Annotated in this window: 12 protein-coding genes; 5 read left to right on the forward strand and 7 right to left on the reverse strand. The window is 38.4% G+C overall.

Annotated elements, in window-relative coordinates:
• Positions 1–61: 61 nt before the first annotated feature.
• Positions 62–271 (reverse strand): transcription antiterminator/RNA stability regulator CspE, encoded by a 210-nt coding sequence (cspE, locus tag BTO08_RS05365; RefSeq protein ID WP_005367917.1) that lies wholly within the window; start codon positions 269–271, stop codon positions 62–64.
• A gap of 483 nt (positions 272–754) precedes the next feature.
• Positions 755–964, reverse strand: a complete 210-nt coding sequence (gene cspE / locus BTO08_RS05370) for a transcription antiterminator/RNA stability regulator CspE (RefSeq protein WP_005367915.1) — start codon at positions 962–964, stop codon at positions 755–757.
• 518 nt (positions 965–1,482) lie between these two features.
• On the opposite strand from cspE (BTO08_RS05370), the gene BTO08_RS05375 reads away from it, so the two are divergent.
• Positions 1,483–1,791, forward strand: coding sequence for a DUF496 family protein (locus BTO08_RS05375; RefSeq protein WP_105060198.1), 309 nt, complete (start codon positions 1,483–1,485; stop codon positions 1,789–1,791).
• 357 nt (positions 1,792–2,148) lie between these two features.
• Here the strand turns inward: BTO08_RS05375 and rsmF are convergent, their stop codons facing one another.
• The 4 genes from rsmF to BTO08_RS05395 all read right to left on the reverse strand — a co-directional run bounded on the left by rsmF (position 2,149) and on the right by BTO08_RS05395 (position 9,483).
• Positions 2,149–3,579, reverse strand: coding sequence for a 16S rRNA (cytosine(1407)-C(5))-methyltransferase RsmF (rsmF, locus tag BTO08_RS05380; protein WP_105060199.1), 1,431 nt, complete (start codon positions 3,577–3,579; stop codon positions 2,149–2,151).
• 149 nt (positions 3,580–3,728) lie between these two features.
• On the reverse strand, positions 3,729–6,356 hold the full coding sequence (locus tag BTO08_RS05385; protein ID WP_105060200.1) for a PqiB family protein: 2,628 nt from the start codon (positions 6,354–6,356) through the stop codon (positions 3,729–3,731).
• Complete coding sequence (locus BTO08_RS05390) at positions 6,337–7,533, reverse strand: paraquat-inducible protein A (RefSeq protein WP_105060201.1); 1,197 nt, start codon at positions 7,531–7,533, stop codon at positions 6,337–6,339. Before BTO08_RS05390 ends, BTO08_RS05385 begins: the two co-directional genes overlap by 20 nt.
• A gap of 117 nt (positions 7,534–7,650) precedes the next feature.
• The gene (locus BTO08_RS05395) at positions 7,651–9,483 is read right to left on the reverse strand and encodes an ABC transporter ATP-binding protein (RefSeq protein ID WP_105060202.1); all 1,833 of its coding nucleotides are present in this window, start codon (positions 9,481–9,483) and stop codon (positions 7,651–7,653) included.
• A gap of 84 nt (positions 9,484–9,567) precedes the next feature.
• On the opposite strand from BTO08_RS05395, the gene BTO08_RS05400 reads away from it, so the two are divergent.
• The 4 genes from BTO08_RS05400 to BTO08_RS05415 all read left to right on the forward strand — a co-directional run bounded on the left by BTO08_RS05400 (position 9,568) and on the right by BTO08_RS05415 (position 13,664).
• Positions 9,568–10,026, forward strand: coding sequence for a GAF domain-containing protein (locus tag BTO08_RS05400; protein WP_045084083.1), 459 nt, complete (start codon positions 9,568–9,570; stop codon positions 10,024–10,026).
• Between the two features lie 109 nt (positions 10,027–10,135).
• Positions 10,136–10,768, forward strand: a complete 633-nt coding sequence (gene proQ, locus BTO08_RS05405) for an RNA chaperone ProQ (RefSeq protein WP_005367900.1) — start codon at positions 10,136–10,138, stop codon at positions 10,766–10,768.
• A gap of 18 nt (positions 10,769–10,786) precedes the next feature.
• Entirely contained in the window at positions 10,787–12,790 is a 2,004-nt protein-coding gene (prc, locus tag BTO08_RS05410) for a carboxy terminal-processing peptidase (protein ID WP_105060203.1), read from the forward strand.
• Positions 12,791–12,998: 208 nt separating this feature from the next.
• Entirely contained in the window at positions 12,999–13,664 is a 666-nt protein-coding gene (locus BTO08_RS05415) for a lipocalin family protein (RefSeq protein ID WP_045129194.1), read from the forward strand.
• 143 nt (positions 13,665–13,807) lie between these two features.
• Here BTO08_RS05415 and pncB read toward each other — a convergent pair whose 3' ends face one another.
• Positions 13,808–15,007 carry a nicotinate phosphoribosyltransferase gene (gene pncB, locus BTO08_RS05420; RefSeq protein ID WP_105060204.1) on the reverse strand — a complete coding sequence of 400 codons (1,200 nt, stop codon included), beginning with the start codon at positions 15,005–15,007 and terminating at the stop codon, positions 13,808–13,810.
• Positions 15,008–15,598: the final 591 nt, after the last annotated feature.

Consider the following 15,598-nt stretch of genomic DNA (forward strand, 5'->3'; position numbering starts at 1 on the left):
TCAGCGGAAATAAAAAAGGGCATCATAAGATACCCTTACTTCTTCAACTGATCGTTGTAGATTAGATGCGCTCAACGTTAGCAGCTTGAGGACCTTTTTGGCCTTGCTCAACGTCAAAAGAAACCTTTTGACCTTCTGCTAGAGATTTAAAGCCTTCACCAGCGATAGCACGGAAGTGAACGAATACGTCAGCACCGCCATTGTCTTGAGTGATGAAACCGAAACCTTTCTCATCGTTGAACCACTTAACGATACCAGTTGCTTTAGACATGTTATGTCTCCTGAAAATAAATTAATGTGTTACTTATGTACAAAAGAATATTGAAGCGCTTCAGGACAACTGTGTACGTTTGAACAGTGTAACGAAGTTTTTCTTTCACTTTGTTTCATAAATAGCCCTGTTATACAGGACGTTGATATTAAGCCATTTTCGATTTTAAAGAGCAAGTGAGTTACTTATTTATCGCGTTATAATGTGAGCCGTATTACAAAAAAAAAGCAAAGAATATTATGAAATAGGTGGCTTATTGGGCGGAGTGGTTAATTCTTATCAGGAATTTGAATAATAATAGGTCTATCAATATCTATAAGCGCGCTCTAATCTTGCACTTTTAACTGATAAAGTACTGGTATGCAGTCGATTTTGTGTGTTTAGTGTAAGGTGGGGAGATGAATCGTTGGCAAAAAAAAGGGCCGTGAAGACCCTTTTATCAAGTGCTATGTGAACTAACGCAAGCATTAGATAAGCTAGTACTTATGCTTTTTCAACATTTGCAGCTTGTAGACCTTTAGGACCTTGCTCTGTTTCGTAAGAAACTTTTTGTCCTTCAGTTAGGGTTTTGAAACCGTCGCCAGTAATCGCACGGAAGTGTACAAATACGTCAGCACCGCCGTTATCCTGAGTGATAAAACCAAAACCTTTCTCTTCGTTAAACCACTTAACGGTACCTGTTGCTTTTGACATGTTCTCTCCTGATAAACTTTACATCAAACACTGTGTTGCCAATATCGGGTTACTACGCTATTTGAGCTTGAACACTTCTAGGAAGCTATCCTTGTCCAGATTGCATTGTTGTAAACGAGTACTGGTCTATTTCAAGAGTAGGCGTTGATATGCCATTTGCAAATACAGGAAGGTTTTTTTTGTGGGAGAATTCACAAAAGATACCATTTTGTTATTGCACATTACATCTATTGTCTAATTGTCATAATTATTAATAAAAATAAGACGATTTATTGTAAAATATCAAAAAGTTGTTGAGCGGTTTGTGCGATATTTAAGCGAGAAACATAAGTTGATGTTCATAGAATCATCATTGAGCATTTAATCATGAGTATTGCTTGAGTTTACGAATGACTTTCTGATATAACGATTTCAGTAATAAACTGAGACTCGACGGTTATGTACTAGGAAGTGCATTATTTCTATCCCTTGCATTAAATCAGTTTCACAAGGTTTTATTTTCAGACTAAGGACTACACATGAACAACATCCTTGAACTCGTACGTCAAACACGTCGTAAAAACAAACTAAAACGCGAAATTCTAGACAACGATCGTAAGATTCGTGATAACCGTAAGCGTGTTGAGTTGTTAGAGAACTTGATGGATTACATTAAGGCCGATATGAGCCATGATCAAATCGTTGAAATCGTTGAAAACATGAAAGGCGACTACGAAGATCGTGTTGATGATCATATCATTATCAGTGCAGAGCTTTCGAAAGAGCGTCGTGAAGTAAGCAAAGCAGTAAAAGAGCTGAAAAAAGCTGAAATTGCACATAAACACTAATTCTCAGCACTAGAAAGTTGAGAGTGTGCAAAAGACATAGCATGCTTATATTAGTTAAATTAAACCGAGCGTAATGCTCGGTTTTTTTATATCTATCGTAAGTAATAACAATATCTATAGTGCTAAGTTTTTAAATTTTAGCGCTGAATGGAAATAGTACTTGAGGCAAAAAATAGCCCGAAACGACTCCTGTCTCGGGCCTAGGGGAATGGCTCTCGTAAGAGCCTTGCGCTAACTGGTTAGTAAATGGAGTTTGATTACACTTTCAATGTTAGTTGAATAATGTTTATTTTCCAGTTATTGCATTTAATAAAATTAACATTAATGAAGTTATAAGACATTAACGATATTTTTATCTTAAATATCAAATAGGTTCGTGTCGCGAACTAATTCACGAGGTAAACCGTTTTTAATACGGTTGCTTACCCATTTACCAATACCAACAGGGTAATCACGGTAAGTAACAATGACTTCGCCTTTACCTGCTGGTATTTCTGGACGAATATCGCGTCCCATGAACCATTCTTTAGCTTGTTCAACATTAAGTTCAATAGCTGTAGATTCTTTGCCTGTTGCCAATGTCATCACTGCTTCATGCTGCCAGCGATAGCCTTTCTTATGTTGTTCTGCGAGCTTAATGCCAATACGTTGGAAACGAATTTCACCAATTAACGTGCGCAGTTGAGAAGGGAATAGCCAAACTTCTTTATCACGTAACCAAACATCATGCTGTTCAGGTAAGGTTATATCTAAATCTTGTTTAAGCTGTTGGGCGATCTCTTGCTGCTCTTTTTCTTTAAGCAGAGTAAATGGGAATTTACCCATACGTTTTTTTACACTGTCGGTTTCAACGGGCGCAAGCTTACGAATACGTGCGACAAAGAACCCTTCGCTATCAAAAATCTGAGGGTAAACGTGTAGGAAACCGTCTTCAGTAAGTGATTTCTCTGCACCATCAAATAAGGTATTGAGTGGTTCAAATTCTACAGCTTCGCCAAACTTATCTTTTAAGAAATGACAAACGGCTTGGTTTTCACTTTGGTTTAACGTACATGTCGAATACACCATAACGCCGCCAGTTTTCAGAGCTTGGAAGGCGCTAACAATAAGGTTGCGTTGTACTTCGGCAATTTCATCAATAGAAGCTAGGCTCCAATTAGCCATAGCATCTTCATCTTTACGAATTGCACCCTCACCAGAACATGGCGCATCCAATAAGATCGAATCAAAAGATTCTGGTGCCCATGTGCCAAATACACAGCCATCAAAATGGGTCAGTGCCGCATTGTGAACACCACAGCGTTGTAAGTTTGAATGGAGTACTTTAATTCGGCTCGCGGCTAACTCGTTGGCAACCAGTGCGCCACGGTTTTGCATTGCAGATGCAATTTGGGTGGTTTTAGAACCTGGCGCTGATGCCATATCTAATACACAGTCTAATGCATCATTATCTTGTAACAATGCGGTTACTGGCATCATAGAGCTGGCTTCTTGAATATAGAAAAGTCCTGCCATGTGCTCTGCGGTATTGCCAAGAGAAACAGTATCTTCGTTTTCTCGTTCAATCCAAAAGCCAGTATCACACCAAGGAACAGGCGTTAATGTCCACCCTCGATTTGCAACACGCGCTAAGAAATCCTCAACACTAATTTTAAGTGTATTGACGCGAATGCTGCGACGAAGAGGTGTTTTACAACAAGCAATAAATTCATCGATATCTAAATGCTCAGGCATGGTTTGCTTGATTAAATCGATAAATGCGTCAGGGATGTGAATATTCGGATGCAAAGGAAGGATCTCTATTAACTAGCTAATGATGCTGATTTTATAACAGTTTGGTATGAATTGCAGTTTTTGCTAATACAAAGCGTAATAAAGGTTTTTTCTGAATAAAAAAAGAGCACCGAAGTGCTCTTTATTTTGTTTGATTTTAACTGTTAACGCTCAGGAATTGCAGTACGCCATGCTAACCATTTAGGGTTTGCTTCTTTGTGTAGTAAGAAGTGTGTCCCTGCTTTAACTTGTGGTTCAAGTGGTTGCTTTTCGGGTGTTGCAAAGGCAATTCCGCCACGTAATAGGCTATCAAATGTACCTGCTTTTATGTTGGCACCTGTAATACCGATATCAACATTCACACCAGAGGTATTCCAAAATACGGTATTTTTACGCACTAGATGGCGGTATTGCTTTTCAAGTTGGGCTTTTATAATAACGCGGTCTGCTAAGTCACCGAGTGAAACATCAACTACTTGTCCAACTTGAATATCACGGTAGAGAAGTGGTGTTCCTTCGCTAATCGAATCACGCTCTTCACTTTCTAACACGATCGTGACGCGGGAATTAAACAACTCTGCAGAGCCTAGCTTAAAGGTATCAGAAAAGTGACCTTTACCCGGTTGAACGGCAATGTAAGAGCTTAGTAACGAGTCCAAGTTTTCACTACCGCTTAAGCTGATTTTTGGTTTAACAACCCAAAAGTAGCTATCTGACTTTGCGATTTTTTGAGCGTATTTCGGGTACAAACGAGCCTGTATTTTCACGTTGTTTGTATGAAAATCGGGTTCGATGTTAATGATTTTACCAATGGTTACGCCTTGGAATTTAATTTCTGTATTGTTAGAGACAGACCTTGCATCATCGGCTGTTAAGGTGATCAACTGTCCGAAATGCTGCGCGGAACTTAAGCTTGGGTAAAGCTTGTATTTAGAGCCAATACGGTTGGTCACTTGCTCTATGTTATCAAATGCAATACCACCTTTGATAAGTGTGGATAGGGGGTCCGTGACTAATTTTACACCATTTAATCCTGCTTCTACTTCAATACCTGAACGGTTCCAAAAAACGGTGTGGTTAGTGATCAAATGACGGTATTTTTTCTCGATATTTAATTTAATGCTTACACCGTTATCTTTTAAGGAAAAATCACTCACTTCACCTACTTGTAAGTTACGGTAAAGTACTGGGCTACCCTCTGATACAGGAGGTAACTTATCAGCAAATAAGCTAATACTGCTATAGCCTTTCAGCTTTTCATCTGCAAGATCGGCAAGACTTCGGCTTTTAAATAGGGTATAGCTTTTGTTTATTTTTTTACTACCAATAGAGGTGAAGCTAATCGCACTGCTGATCAATTGATCAGCTGGCGGAATAGAAACATCAATACCTTTACTTGAAATGTTGGCATCGACACCACCATCAACGAAAAAGCGGCTGCCGCTTCGGATTAAACTGGTGTACTCAGGTTGTACTAGTACATCAAAGCTTACACGCTCACCAGATAACTCAACATTAGTGATTCGTCCAACGTCCAGTCCCTTAAAGCGTAATTTGGTGCCACGTTTAATACCAAAACTTTTATCAGCATATAGTTTGAAGGTTGCTACGCCGGGTTGCTGCTCTTCTAATGTGTCACGAGTTATTGCTGTAAATTGGCGTGAAGTTTCGCCTTTACCCGGTATTAAACGTAAGAAATTGCCTCGTACAAGATTGCCGATATTCTTAACACCATTAAGTGATACTTCAGCTTCTTCGAGTAATAAACGAGAGCCGCTATTTAAGTACTCACGCATGCTAGGTTCAATCGCTGCATGTGCGATAATCTTGTTGGTTTTTTCATCAAGGCTTACATCGGTGATTTTACCGATCTGTAAGCCACGATACATGATTGGTGAACCTGAATCGCTAATATCATTGTTATCTGGCAAGGTTATCGTGATAGCAATACCACGACCTGCCGTATTGATATCAGGGTAGAGCTTAAACAGATGATTTGCTTCAATGACTTTACCTTTATCTGGCGAATCAAATGCAATAGCACCTGCGATTAATGCTGATAGGCTTTCAAACTGCACATCAACACCATTAAAGCCGATATCTGCACGCATGCCACTAACATTCCAGAAACGGCTTTTATCAGTAACAAGGTTGGCATACTTGGGTTTGATTAGTGCATCAATAAGGACTTCTTTTTTGTTATCACTAAGGGTGTAATTGAAAACCTCACCGACTGGGATCTTCTTATAAAAAATTTGCGAACCAATACTGATCGATCCAAGATTCGGTGCTTTTAATTGCAGCTTTAAGCCATCTTCTAATGGCGTATCTGCAGGTTGGTTTTCTAATGCTGTAAATTTCGTAGCTTCAGGACCATCACCGGGTAATAACGCAATGTAGTTACCAGAAACAAGAGTATCTAAGCCTGATATACCCGTTATAGATGCCTTAGGTTTGACTAGCCAGAATCGGGTATTTTTACGAAGAATGTTTACCGCTTCAGGATAAATGTCGGCAGTAACGTAAATACTCTTAAGATCTTTTGATAGGCTGACATCACGTACAATACCGACTTCAAGTCCTTGATAACGAATAGTTGTTCGTCCAGCGACTAAACCCACGGCGTCGTTAAAGTGAATTTGAATACGTTCACCAGCTTCGTTAACTGATTTATACAGTAACCAACCAGCAAGTATTAATGCTAATAGCGGCAACAGCCACAGCGGTGATAGCCCTCGATCACGGCGAATTTTCACCTTCTTGGGTTGTTCGTTATTTGGATCGTTGTTCATAATTGTCCCATATCAGGCGAGAATCTAAACTTTCTGCTGCTAACATTGTTAATACTACCACGACGGCAAAGGCGATTGCCCCAGGTCCCGGCGTGAAATCAAGAACTTGTCCACGGTCGATTAATGTGACCATGATGGCGATAACAAAAAGATCCATTACCGACCATTTACCTATCCAGTGCACGGCACGAAATACTCGCATACGTAGTAGGTGGTGTGTTTTTCGTTTGAACTGTATGGCTAAAAGGATATAAGCCAAACTTAGAATTTTCGCTACAGGGACAACAATACTGGCAATAAAGATGATTGCTGCGATACCTGTCATTCCCGTTTTGACGAGCTCAGCGACACCTGAAAAGATAGTATCTTCAATACGCTTACCGTTATTCATAAAAATTGAAATGGGATAAAGGTTAGCAGGTAAGATAAAAATACTCGCTGAAATTAAATACGCCCATGTTTTTTGAATAGAATGTGGAATACGATCGTGTAATGGACTATTACAGCGGCGGCAATGGGTCAGGTGTTCTTGCGTTAAATGACATGTCGTACAAAGTGTGTCTAAGTCATCACTAATATGTTCATTTTCAGGTTGCCATGCATCCCAATAACGACGAACACTGATACGAGTTAGTAACACGAGAAACAATATCTGTAAGGTAATGAGACAGTACAGCCCGAGACCGATATTAATTTCAGCAACTTCTTGGACTTTAAAACATGCAATGGCGAGACTGACTAAAAAGACATCGAGCATCACCCATTGCTTTAAATGGTGAAGAATCCATGTTGATGTTTTAAAGAGGGCGAAATGACGAAATTTCAGTGAAAATTGGGCGCTAAAAACCGTCCCTATTACTAATAGAGGGGCAATAACGCTACAAAATAAGATCAATGCGGCAACGCCAGGGAAATTTTCAGAAAGTGTGATAGCGCCAGATGGAAGTGTCGCTGGGATCATCTGTCCGAATAATCGTATTGTGATTAACGGTAAAGTAATGGTTGGAATAAAAAGGATTAAACCAGCTGCGGCTATCGCTAGTTCCGCATTAAATCTTGCTGTACCCCCACGATATAAACGTGTTTGGCAACGGGGACAGTAAGCACTGTGTCCTTGTTGAGCCACCTCAGGGAGCACGAGTAAATTGCAACCGGGGCAGCGTCTGGCCGTCGACATAGTACGTTGTTTCCTTTGCAAAAGAGCGAGATATAAGAACGCTCACGAAATTAAAATTCACACGTTTGTTAAAACATAGTGAATGATAGCCCATGAGCGTCAAGGAGGGATACTATATTATTTTGTGCCGATTCTTGCTACTGGAAGTTGCTGATCTGTTTCTTCAATATCATTATTAGGTGATTGAATTGAACCGTAAAGTGTTTGATATAACCCATGTTGGCTCACTAACTCAGTATGTGTACCTGATTGACTCACTAATCCATCCTCTAAGACATAGATTAAATCAGCTTGTTTAACGGCAGATAAACGGTGGGCAACAATTAAGGTGGTTTTATCTTTTAAAAAACCATTCAGCGCTTTATGAAGTGCAGCCTCTGTTGAAGTATCTAACGCTGATGTTGCTTCATCTAAAATAACAAAGTCAGGGTTAGATAAGATCATACGGGCAATCGCCAAACGTTGACGCTGACCACCGGATAAACGAATACCTTGTCGACCAATTTCAGTTTCTAGGCCATGAGTTAAACGCTCTGTCATGTCTGTAAGTTGAGCAATGTTTAACGCATTCCAGAGTTCATCATCAGTAAAGTCACCACCTAATGTTAAGTTATGACGTAACGTATCATTAAATAAAACGGGCTGCTGGAGCACGACAGACATACGTTCACGAAGAGATTCATAACTAACCGCTTCAATCGGATGACCATTAATATAAATATCACCTGATTGTTTTTGATAGATACCAAGCAGTAATTGAATTAAGGTTGATTTACCACCACCTGATGCCCCTACAAGAGCAACACGTTTTCCTGCAGGAATATCAATATTTAAACCTCGTAGTACTTCTTTATCGTTATCATAAGAAAAATGGACATTTCTTACTTTAATATCCAGTGCTTCATTGTGATTAAAGGGATAAACGGTAGCGGTAGGGCGAATTTCTTCTTCTAAAGCTAACAGCGTATTTAAACGTTGCATGGCAGCAGACGCACTGTACCAAGAAAATTGAATCCCCAATAACTCTTGTACAGGCCCCAGCATGAACCATAAGTAACTAAAGACAGCTAGCATTTCACCGATAGATAAGCCACTGAAAAGCACCATTAGCATTGCAGCGGCGCGAAACACTTCAAAACCCGCTAAGAATAATAAGAAAGAGATGCGCCCTGCAGCTTCTGATTGCCATGCAAACTTATCAGCACTGTGGCGTATGTCATTCGCTTGTGATTTTAGTTGGGATAAAAATTCACGCTCACGATTAGATGCGCGTAATTGGTATATGCCATCTAATACTTCGACTAAACGTTGCTGGAATTTCTCATAAGATTGATTTTCTTGGCGCTTGAGGTTTTTAACACGGTTGCCCATCATCTTAGATGCGTAAACAACAATAGGGTTAATCACGAGAATAAATAACCCAAGTCGCCAATCTAACCATAATAAAACACCTGCCGTACCAACAACAGTGAGCAAACCGATAATAAAACGACTTAAGGTATCTCCGACAAATTTATCGATAGTCTCAACATCAGTGACAAGATGCGAAGTAATGCCACCGCTGCCTTTTTCTTCATATTGGCGCATACTAATACGCCCTAATTTATCCAATAAATGCTGACGTAAATTAAAGGTGATCTCTTTTGATACAAGCGTGAACTGGCGGCTTTGTAAAATGTTTAATGCTTGGCTTACGGTACGCATTAAGACAACTAAAAATAACACTAATAGGATATAGCCAGTTGGCGATTGCCATTGTTCGGGAAGAAGGTGGTTTAAATATTGGATCCCTTCAGCTGGCTTGTGCAGTAATACTTCATCAACCATTAATGGCATCAGCAAAGGAATTGGTACGCTAATCAAGGTGGCAATAACAGCAATGATATTCGCGGTGATAAGACGAGGACGATGTTTTTTAGCTTGAATAAAAAGCCAAGACCAATTAATCATAGTGGGGAATGAATGCTTCACAGTGATAATGATTCCTATTATTGTTAAGTGTTTTCATTTTAACGATTATGTAAGGCGTATGCTATGGAAAATACAGGTTCTTTTTATAACCGTCTGACACTTCAAGCTTTAGCGATAGTTGAAGGTGAATCAGATCTTATTGCCAATCTCTCCAATATTAGTGCGTTGTTGAATATGGAGTTAGAGAACATAAATTGGGTTGGCTTTTATTTATTAAAAAATGATGAGCTTGTACTCGGACCATTTCAGGGAAAACCTGCTTGTGTTCGTATTCCTGTTGGTAAAGGGGTATGCGGCACAGCGGTAAAAGATAACCGAGTAATGCGTGTTGATGATGTTCATGCCTTTCCTGGACACATTGCTTGTGACGCAGTTAGTCAGTCTGAAATCGTTATCCCATTAAATATAGGGGAAAAATGTATTGGTGTACTGGATATTGATAGCCCAGATTTGTCAAGATTTGACCAAAATGATGAACAAGGTCTAGTTTCTTTTGTTACAGAGCTACAAAAAGTACTCTAATTTCATGCTTTCGGTGGTTTTTCCTTATTAGGTAATTATAATAGCCCCACTATTTCTTTTTGAACAAAGCACTAATAACGAGCAAATCTCGTTTATGTCAGGAAAGTCCATGGAAAACTCTGAAAAGTTAACGAACAGTAAAGAAGTTATTGCATATATTGCTGAGCGTTTCCCAAAATGTTTTACTATTGAGGGTGAAGCTAAACCACTTAAGATCGGTATCTTTCAAGATCTTGCCGAACGCTTAAGTGATGATCCAAAAGTAAGTAAGACTCAACTACGTACAGCATTACGTCAATACACATCTTCCTGGCGTTACCTTCACGGCGTTAAAGCTGGTGTAAGTCGTGTTGATCTTGATGGTAATGAGTGTGATGTACTAGAGCAAGAACACGTTGATCACGCACTAAAAGCTTTAGAAGAAAGCAAAGCAAAAGTACGTACTCGTCGTAAAGAGCAGGCTATTGCTAAAGCTGCTAAAGAAGGCGATGCGAAAAAAACTCGCGCAAAAACTGCTAAACCTAAGAACATTAAGCCAAAAACGGCTAAAGTTAATAAGAAGCCAGTTGAGACTACACCTGTACTAAAAGCTGACGAAGTTATTGTTGGTAAGAACGTACAAGTGAATATGGGCTCAGGTAACATGCCGGCAACTATTGTCGAAATTAACAAGGACGATGTGCGTGTTCGCTTAAATAACGGCTTAGTAATGGCTGTTAAAGCGGAGCACCTGCGTTCATAAAGGGAGAATGCGCGACGCATGAATTGTCGATTCCGTTTCTCACTGATAGCTGCCGGCATGATGCTGGCAGCTTCAGCACAAGCCTTAGAGGCTAAATATTCATTAAGTGATTTGCCGCAACTTGCACCAGAGCAACAACATGCAACTGCGAGTAAGAGGGTAGCATCACGTTTTACCCGTTCTCACTACAAGCATTTTTCACTTGATGATAAATTCTCTAGTCAGGTATTCGATCGTTATATCGAAATGCTCGACTATAATAAAAGCTTTCTAACTGCTTCTGATGTAAAGCAATTCGAACGCTGGCGAAATCAGTTTGATGATCAATTGAAATCTGGTGATACATCGGGTGCATTTGATATCTTTAATAAAGTCCTTCAACGTCGTTTTGACCGTTATCAGTTTGCGATCTCGCAATTAGATACGGAGATTAAATTCGATAAAGATGAAGACTTTATAATTGATCGCTCTGAACTTGAGTGGCCAAAAAATCAAGCTGAGTTAAATGAAATTTGGCGTAAGCGTGTGAAATACGATGCGTTAAATTTAAAGCTGGCTGGTAAAGACTGGAAAGAAATACAAGAAACACTAGGTAAACGTTATAACAACGCAGTTAAACGTTTAACGCAAACCCATAGTGAAGATGTATTCCAGTTGTACATGAATGCTTTCTCGCGTGAAGTTGATCCTCACACTAGTTATCTATCTCCTCGAAATGCTGAGCAATTCCAATCAGAAATGAACCTTTCTTTGGAAGGGATTGGAGCAGTGCTGCAAGTGAAAGATGATTATACGACGATTCAATCCCTTGTTGCTGGTGGACCTGCGGCGAGCTCTAAAAAGCTAGCAGCGGGTGACCGTATCATTGGTGTTGGTCAAGATGGCGAAAAAATTGTTGATATTATTGGTTGGCGTTTAGATGATGTTGTCCAATTAATCAAAGGTCCGAAAGGCAGTAAAGTGATTCTTGATATATTACCAGAAGGTAAGAATAGCAAGAGTTACACTGTCACTATTGTTCGAGACAAAATTCGTTTAGAAGATCGTGCTGTTAAATCGGAAGTTAAAACTTTTGAAGGCAAGAAAATTGGTGTAATTGAAGTGCCAAGTTTCTATGTCGGTTTATCTGAAGATACCAAGAAAGAATTGGTTAAGCTAAACGATCAAAAAGTTGATGGTGTCGTTATTGATCTTCGTAACAATGGCGGTGGTGCATTAACTGAAGCAACAGCATTAAGTGGTTTATTTATTTCAAGCGGACCTGTTGTTCAAGTTCGTGATAGTTATGGTCGCGTAAAAGTAAACAGTGATTCAGATAATCAAGTTTTCTTTAATGGTCCGTTAACTGTTTTAATTAACCGTTATAGTGCATCGGCATCTGAAATATTTGCTGCGGCAATGCAAGATTATGGTCGAGCTGTGGTACTTGGTGAGCAATCATTTGGTAAAGGTACTGTGCAACAGCACCGTTCTTTAAACCATTTATATGATTTATTCGATAAGCCACTTGGCCATGTACAATATACAATTCAAAAGTTCTACCGTATTAATGGTGGTAGTACTCAGAATTTAGGTGTTGTGCCTGATATCTCTTTCCCAACAGCGGTTGATCCGTCTGAAACCGGTGAAAGTGTAGAAGATAATGCATTACCGTGGGATAGTATTAAACCGGCTAAATACCAACAACTTCATAATTATTCGTCAATTCTTCCTAAGTTAAATGAAGAGCACCTTGCACGAATTAAGAATGATATGGAGTTTGGTTTCATTAATGAAGATATCAAAACCTATAAAAAGGAAAAGGATATCAACAGTATTTCATTAAATGAAAAAACACGTTTAGCTGAGCAAGATAAAGAAGATGCTGATCGATTGGTACGTTTGAATAAGCGTCAAAAAGCATTAGGTAAAAAACCGTTTGCTGATTTAGATGCAGTACCAAAAGATTATGAAGCACCTGATGCCTATTTGGATGAAGCCATTGGTATTACGGCCGACTTAACTAAGATTAAATCATCGTAATTTGCTAATAGTATCCAGTATCCAGCAACACATAAATAAGCGCTCCTTCATGGGGCGCTTTTTTTATTTCTCTCTGTTACTGTAACAATCTCACAACTAAGACTTGTTGCATATTCAAGTGTGATCTACCGCATATTTTTCATCGCAAAATAGCTTTACCAACTAGTTTTAAAGTACATGCACTTTGTTCTAGTAACAGGGGAAGCCTATGAAAAAGCTATTCTTTATTATTGTGCTATTCTTTTTTAGCGCATTTAGCCGCCCAATTATTGCCGATGATATTACGGAGTTTGATTATCCATTTTTACTAGGTAATTGGTATTGGTTTAGTTCAACAGAAGCGGGCGTTGAAAGTGAAGGTGAAAGTTATCGTGCGATGCATGTAATGTTTAAATCCGACTATGCATTTGCAATGCGCTTGCTACGTACTGATGGAAAAATAGAACAATGGTCTGGCGAGTATAATATTGACGAAACCAATATTACTTTTGTCACTGAAGGCGAAGAAGATCAAATGCATACTTATATGCTTAGTTATAACCAGTTCGTGTTAGATGGCGCAAGATTTACGAAGCTAGCACCTGAAAATCTACCGGGTAATTGGAAAACTTCAACGATATCAGGTTCTGATGTTGATCACAGTATTTCAGAGCTTTCGCTCACGTTACGTCCTGATTTTTTATTCTCCGCTGAAGTTTCAAATGATAAGGGAAAATCAAAAGAGCATCGCGGTATTTATTACATTGAAGATAATCAACTGGTTTTACTATATGAAGATGGGCAACATGATTCTGAATTTGAATTAAGTAGCAATGACACGCTAACGTTAACTAATACTCATTTTGGAATGGAAGCGATATTGCAACGAGAATAATTAATGTAGAGACAATGCTAGTTATGAAAGGGAAGGTCATCCCATAATTTTATGATATCAAAAATTAGCATTGGTTATGATATACAACAAAAAGGCGAACAAGATAACTTGTTCGCCTTTCTAATTTGAATATAGATGAAGCTTTATTCGTTAGCTAGATTAAATGCAGTACGAAGTTGATCTAAATAGTCTTCATCTCGACAGATGCTTTTACCTGGTTCATCTGAAATTTTTGCTACAGGACGACCTTCACATTCTGTTAGTTTCAACACAACGTTTAATGTTTTTACATTTGGTAGATCACAGGTTAGTTGTGTACCAATACCAAAACTTACGTTTATTTGATGATTGAAATGCTTAAAGATATTTAGTGCTTTATCGAGTGTAAGGCTATCAGAAAACACCAGTGATTTTGTTTTTGGATCAATGCCTAACGATTTGTAATGTGCGATGGCTTTTTCACCCCACGAAATAGGATCACCACTATCATGGCGTAAACCGATGAAACGCTGAGATAAACGTTTATCAAAATCACGTAAGAATGCATCCATATTGATACAGTCGGTGAGCGCAATACCTAAATCATTAGGGTACTCTTGTAGCCAACGGTTCAATGCTAATTGTTGAGAATCAGCGAGTTCACCCGCTAATTGCTGATGCCCTTGGAACCATTCGTGAGCTTGTGTTCCAACCGGTGTTAAATTACGAGCATATGCAAGATAGTAGTTCGAAGTACCTTTGAACTCTGGCATGTTTTCTTTTAAGTAATCAACAACTTTATGATGAACGGCTTTAGAAAAACGGCGGCGAGTACCAAAATCTACCAGCGCAAACTCACTTAGATCTGTGTCTTGTGCATTGTGGTAGAAACGTGCAATTTTTTCTTGTAATTGTTTGATAGCATCTTCAGGCGTAGCATTTGGGTATAAGTGTGCACAGCGCACTTCACAAATAATCGCTAGAAGAGGAACTTCCCATAAGATCACATCCAACCATTTACCACGAATGGTAATAGATAGTTGTTCACCAGAATCATCAACACAAACATCATCTGCATTTAGTTGAAAATTGCGTAAATACTCAAGATAGTCAGCACTGAAAAAAGTTAATGTTGATAGATAATTGATTTCATCGTCAGCAAAAGAAAGCGCTGCGAGTTTTGCGATTTGATCTTTAATCTCTTGAGAGTACGGGCGTAGATCTTCTTCGCTTCGGCAGTGGAATTCAGCCACGGCTTCAACGTCTGGGTATTGATGAAAAATTGCCTGTTGCATATGCAATTTATACGCATCAGTATCAAGCAGGGAGTTGATAACCCCAATATTGTGTTGGTTATTATTCATATCTGACTGTAGATACTTAATTAGGATAAAAATGAATAAAAGAAAACATTCATTAATATGTAAGTTTTAGTAATTACTATATAAGTAAGTAACTGTAATGTTGATATATTGGACTAATACATGATTTTCGTCAAGATTTTACGAACTTATCGATTAAAATAACAACTATATCACGCATGAGTTCTATGATATTAATCATCTTATTTTTAGTGTTTCATGGAATTTAATTGTAACTATAAAGGTTAAATATCATTAGGTATGTATTTCTAATGATAATTATCTGAAATAAGAAACAAGTTAATTTAGTTGTTGTTTTTTTTCATAAATACAATATTGTTGTTGTATTTATGTAACAATCCTTGATCTAATAATTTTATTTATATTCTATTTTGATATTTCTTATTCATAAAATATAGTTTTATTACGATAAAAAATTAAAATATAAGTGAAAAAATGACGTTTATTTTAATAAATACATGTAAAGTTAAAAGTTAAATCTTAATAGAAGTTACTGTGCTTATCTTTTTTTATTAAATATTTCTCAGGTGAATGTTAATAAGTTTTATTACTTATGCGTGTTTTCTTGAATTA

This window comes from Photobacterium angustum, from assembly GCF_002954615.1.
Taxonomy (GTDB): Bacteria; Pseudomonadota; Gammaproteobacteria; order Enterobacterales; family Vibrionaceae; genus Photobacterium; species Photobacterium angustum_A.

What these genes read in the sequence shown, in the direction of transcription:
- BTO08_RS05415 (WP_045129194.1), top strand. Translation starts at nt 12,999, where the DNA reads ATGAAAAAGCTATTCTTTATTATTGTGCTATTCTTTTTTAGCGCATTT.
- proQ (WP_005367900.1), top strand. Translation starts at nt 10,136, where the DNA reads ATGGAAAACTCTGAAAAGTTAACGAACAGTAAAGAAGTTATTGCATAT.
- pncB (WP_105060204.1), bottom strand. Translation starts at nt 15,007, where the DNA reads ATGAATAATAACCAACACAATATTGGGGTTATCAACTCCCTGCTTGAT.
- BTO08_RS05395 (WP_105060202.1), bottom strand. Translation starts at nt 9,483, where the DNA reads ATGATTAATTGGTCTTGGCTTTTTATTCAAGCTAAAAAACATCGTCCT.
- cspE (WP_005367917.1), bottom strand. Translation starts at nt 271, where the DNA reads ATGTCTAAAGCAACTGGTATCGTTAAGTGGTTCAACGATGAGAAAGGT.
- BTO08_RS05390 (WP_105060201.1), bottom strand. Translation starts at nt 7,533, where the DNA reads ATGTCGACGGCCAGACGCTGCCCCGGTTGCAATTTACTCGTGCTCCCT.
- BTO08_RS05375 (WP_105060198.1), top strand. Translation starts at nt 1,483, where the DNA reads ATGAACAACATCCTTGAACTCGTACGTCAAACACGTCGTAAAAACAAA.
- prc (WP_105060203.1), top strand. Translation starts at nt 10,787, where the DNA reads ATGAATTGTCGATTCCGTTTCTCACTGATAGCTGCCGGCATGATGCTG.
- BTO08_RS05385 (WP_105060200.1), bottom strand. Translation starts at nt 6,356, where the DNA reads ATGAACAACGATCCAAATAACGAACAACCCAAGAAGGTGAAAATTCGC.
- cspE (WP_005367915.1), bottom strand. Translation starts at nt 964, where the DNA reads ATGTCAAAAGCAACAGGTACCGTTAAGTGGTTTAACGAAGAGAAAGGT.
- BTO08_RS05400 (WP_045084083.1), top strand. Translation starts at nt 9,568, where the DNA reads ATGGAAAATACAGGTTCTTTTTATAACCGTCTGACACTTCAAGCTTTA.